This is a genomic window from Mesorhizobium sp. M4B.F.Ca.ET.089.01.1.1, from assembly GCF_004022605.1.
In the GTDB taxonomy this organism is placed as follows: Bacteria; Pseudomonadota; Alphaproteobacteria; order Rhizobiales; family Rhizobiaceae; genus Mesorhizobium; species Mesorhizobium abyssinicae.
This window is the reverse complement of the sequence record NZ_RZOS01000454.1, coordinates 1-4,371: the sequence shown is the minus strand read 5'-3', so window position 1 is coordinate 4,371 and position 4,371 is coordinate 1. Positions and strand designations below refer to the sequence as shown.

At 63.4% G+C, this 4,371-nt stretch carries 4 protein-coding genes; 2 read left to right on the top strand and 2 right to left on the bottom strand.

Features of this window, described 5'->3' with window-relative positions:
* On the bottom strand, window positions 1-406 hold a 406-nt coding region (locus tag EN780_RS28370), incomplete at its 3' end, for an FHA domain-containing protein (RefSeq protein WP_189556796.1).
* Between the two features lie 212 nt (window positions 407-618).
* Window positions 619-801 (bottom strand): hypothetical protein, encoded by a 183-nt coding sequence (locus EN780_RS28365; RefSeq protein ID WP_126092905.1) that lies wholly within the window; start codon window positions 799-801, stop codon window positions 619-621.
* Here EN780_RS28365 and EN780_RS28360 point away from each other — a divergent pair.
* The gene (locus EN780_RS28360; protein ID WP_245500163.1) at window positions 782-1,876 is read left to right on the top strand and encodes a MurR/RpiR family transcriptional regulator; all 1,095 of its coding nucleotides are present in this window, start codon (window positions 782-784) and stop codon (window positions 1,874-1,876) included. The two genes, EN780_RS28365 and EN780_RS28360, sit on opposite strands and share 20 nt — an antisense overlap.
* Before the next feature lie 76 nt (window positions 1,877-1,952).
* Window positions 1,953-4,371: LysM domain-containing protein (locus tag EN780_RS28355; protein ID WP_128275943.1), on the top strand; the 2,419-nt coding region annotated here is incomplete at its 3' end.

Below are 4,371 nucleotides of genomic sequence, written 5' to 3'. Positions count from 1 at the left end.
GCCCGATGTTGGCGAGAGAGAGCCCGTTCGCGGCGAGGGAAAGAGCGAATACGGCGCACAGAACGCTGCCCGCCACCAGCACGGGGCGATTGGAAAAGGACCACCGACTTGCGGGGCGTTCCGGGTTGACCAGCCGGATACGGGCGTCGCCGACACTTACGGTGAGCGGCAGCCTGCAGCGGCTGCCGTGGCCTTCATGGACGGTTTCGCCTGTGGCGAGCGTTACATCGCCGCCGACGGCCTCGATTTCAAACTGGCTGCCCTTGCGCCGCAGCCTTGCGTGGACCGGCGCGATGCCGGCATCCCTCAGCACAATGTCGGATTCCGTGCTGGAGCCGATCGTGTACAGCGTCTCCACCAGGCTGAGTTCGGCGCCGGCGTGGAATCCGTGGGTGACGCTGAGCACAACGAAACCTCCGGATGCCGGGGAGGGGGCGATGATCGACCGCAACCGGCGCGCTGGCGCGGCATCCAGATACCTGCCGATAGGACTATCGGTCATGCCACTTCATCTCCCGCCGATGACGATTTCAAATGCAGCGACGACGGCGTTGAAAGCTTCCTGCCGTGCAAGTACGCCGCCGGTTGCTTCGGCGGCGTACGGGTTCGAGATCCGCCTTAGGCCTTCTCAGCCGACTGGCCGAGCGTCCTCGCGGTGCTCATCAGCATGTCATGCTGGGATTTCGCGATCTCTTTCGTGATCTCCAGCCCAAACATGCGCTCCTGGTGCTTGATCATCTTGTCCAGGTTCTGTTCCGGCGACCCTGCAGAGCCGGACGTAATGGGAGGGGTAGCAGCCATCATTGTCTCCTTGCGAGAAATTCAAGTCGCAAACGCCGGACTCACACCGCTGCGCTCCGGCACATTGCCAAGGCAGCTTAAGGCAGCGTGGTTGAAAATGAAAGTCCATTTGGAATATTTGAGCCATACAAGTTCCAACTGTTGCGTTGGCCACGTTCTAGGAGTAACCTGCGAGGCGGGTGAATGGGGTATTTCGGATATGGAAAAAGGTCCTTTGGCCGAGCTGTTGGTCGAACGGTTCGAGAATATGCCGCCGCAGTTGCGGGTCGCGGCGCGTTTCGTGCTGGATCATCCCAAGGATGTCGCGCTGATGTCGATGCGCGAGCAGGCGCACCAGGCCGGCGTTTCCCACAGCACGATGATGCGGCTGGCGCGCTGGCTCGGGCTTGATGGCTACGAGGACATGCGCAGCCTCTATGCGCGAGCATTGCGTGAGACAATCGCCGGTGAGCCCGCGCGACAGGGTATCAAGCAGCATGGCGATCCGGGATATTCGACCGTCGGGGTCGTTGCCGATACGCTCGCGGCCCAGATTGCAAGTCTTGGCGAATATGGCAGTGCCGTGCAATTCATCGCCGCCGCCGGCCTGCTGGCGCGATCGTCCAATCTGTTCGTCCTGGCCACACGCTCCGCCTATCCGGTCGCGGGCCATTTCGCTCACATCATGTCGTTTCTGGCTGGCGGCGACCGCAAGGTGACGCTTGTCGGCGAGATGGGCGGACCTGGCCTCGATGTTCTGCAGCAGGCGGGACGCGGCGATGTGCTGCTGGCGATAGCCATGTCGCCGTATGAACGCACGACGATCGATGTTGCGCGGCAGTCGGTTCGGCAGGGCGTCGGCGTGGTGGCAATCACCGACAGCAGCGTGTCGCCGCTGGCCCGGATCGCGCGGGAAACAATCATCGTCACGTCAAATTCGCAGTCGTTCTTCCGCAGCCTGGCGCCGGCCTTCGCCGCCGTCGAAATCCTGGCGGCACTGACGGCTGCGCAGTCCGAGGTGGATGCCGCGGATCGAATTAAGCAGTCGGAAGAGCAGCTTGCCGCTTTCGGCATTTATTGGAAGCCCCCCAGATAGCATTGGAACGTTGCTGTCTGGGCGGGCGTGACGGCAGCCAGGCTGCCGGCAACGGTGATTCCCGGAGGTCGTCCAGATGGTTCGCCCGATAACGCTCGCCAAGCCGCCGGTCCAACCGCAAAAGGTCGACGCCAAAGCAAATGCCGCGCAGGTTGCGCGGCTGGAGGCGCAGGCAGCGCAACTGCGCGAGCAGATCCGGCTTGCCAACAGAATGGGCGAGCGCGATTGGGCGGCGCAGGCGCGCCAGCAACTGGCGCAGGTGAATAGCGAACTGAGTTGGCTTCAGCCGCCGCCGGTCGCGGTTCCGGCAATGCCGGGCGTCAATGTCGTCAACGCCAGCGCAGGCACGTCGGGCAATGGCGCGACAGTGGCGCCGGCTCTCTATGTGCGCCCCGATCTCGCCGCAACCGCCGCGACGGTGAAACTCGATGGGGGCCCGGCCGAAGAGAACCCCAAGGACGCGACGACCGCCCGCAACATTGTCAACGACGTCACCGGCGGCAAGAGCATCGACCAGATTGCGTCCGCTCGCGGCATGACGCGCGAACAGGTTATCGCCGCGCTCAGGTCCGGCGGGATGATCGTGTCGACCACCGACCCGACAAGCGGCAATGGCGACGTGCAGACGACGAAAATCACGGATGGCAGCGGCCGCACCGTCACCCAATATTACGACTACCAGCACGACAGCTACTATACGAGCGTCCAGGCACAACCCAATGGCGCGGCAACCACCACGCCGGTCCGCGACGGGCTCGGACGCAAGGAGACCAGCAGCTACAATCCCGATACCGGCGCCATCACGACGCGGTATGAAGACGATCTCGGCACAGGCACCGTCACCGAGCGGACGTCGATGCCCAACGGGACCTCGGTGGAAACGGTGACGCCGGGCGCCGGCCCGTCGCTTCCCGTCACCACCGTCACCGGTCCGGACGGCCGCAAGACCATATTGGCGGCCTCCCAGGATCCGGGCGGGGCCAGCACGCACAACATCAAGCAAGACCTTGCCGATGGAAAGAGCATCGAGCAGATCGCGCAGGAAAACGGCCTTACCAGCGAGCAGGTGATCGCCGAATTGCAGGCCGCCGGCTATAAGGTGACGGCCACCAGCAGCAGCGACGCGCAGTCGGTCGAGCTCGCCGATCCGCGCACCGGCGACAAGACGGTCTACTCTTACGACTATCAGCACGATGTACGCACCGTCACGACGACGGCGGACGGGAAAAAAACGTCGCAATCCATCGATGGCAACGGGACCGAAACCAAGACCGTCACCGACAAGGACGGCCGGGTGACGATGACCGTCACCGAGAAGATCAATGGCGGCAAGCCCGTCGAGTACGAGGTCAAGCCGGGCGACAACCTGACCCTGATCGCACGGAAATATGGCGTATCGCTCGACGATCTCAGGCGGACGAATCCCGGACTGTTCGATTCGGCCCGTGATCCGGACGTCATCAACGCCGGAGAAAAGGTCACCATCGAAGACGGCACGCGAACGACCGTGAAGGTCACGTTCAACGGCTATACGCTGACCACCACGCCCGATGGCAGCATGACGCTGCACAACGACACGACCGGCAGCGAGCTGAAGATCGAGGTTGGCACGGCGCAGCAGGCGTTGGCCGAACTGCTGATGAAAATCAACCCGCAGAGCAAGGATCCCGAGCAGGCCAAGACCGACACGGTTCTCAAGACGATTCTGGAAGGAGTGCTCGGCGGGGCAAGTCCTGAGCTTGCGCAAGAGGTCGCAGATAAGCAGCAAGCAGTAAAGGACGCGATCAAGCAATATGGTGGCGGAAGGCCGGCGACGCCGAATCTCGACGGCAGCGCCACATCGGTTGGCCCGTTCGGCGAGCCGCCGTCGGCTACGGCTCCGTCAGGCGGCAAGTGGGTGCCGCTGATGGTCGACGGGAGCTGGCAGTGGTTTGATCCGGAAGTTGCCAAGGCGATCGCCGCCGAAAACGCTGTGATAGCGCGTCTCGGCGAAGCACAGGCAAAGCCTGAGCAGAGCGGGGCCCAGCTCGACGTCTATGCGCTGGACCCCGAATTTAAGGGAGCCGTGAATAGCGCCGAGACGACACTCGATAAGGTGCTGGCGCCGTATGGGCTGCAATGGCAGGCCCCCGAGCCGAAAGGCACGCTGGCGGATGCGCAAAAGCGGCTGACCACCGCCAACAGCATGCTGCAAAGTGCCAGCACTGCCAGGGCCGAGTACGCACAGGGCGAGAAGAACCTCCTTGATGCTCTGGGCAAGCAGGCAACCCTGCCGATGCTCAGCGATCCGAGCAAGCCGTCCGTCGGTCCTGTCGGTGGGCCCAGCCGCGAGGAAACCAACCTGCAGGGCAAGGCCGAGCACGCGGGGGTGACGCAACTCTTCATCAACGCGGCGCTGCACACCGCGCGAGGCAACAAGGCCACCATCGACCAGATGGTCAGCGCGACGGAATTGGAGCTCTACGGCGTCAAATCCGGGAGTCCCGAGTATACAG

What these genes read in the sequence shown, in the direction of transcription:
- EN780_RS28360 (WP_245500163.1), top strand. Translation starts at nt 782, where the DNA reads ATGGGAGGGGTAGCAGCCATCATTGTCTCCTTGCGAGAAATTCAAGTC.
- EN780_RS28365 (WP_126092905.1), bottom strand. Translation starts at nt 801, where the DNA reads ATGGCTGCTACCCCTCCCATTACGTCCGGCTCTGCAGGGTCGCCGGAA.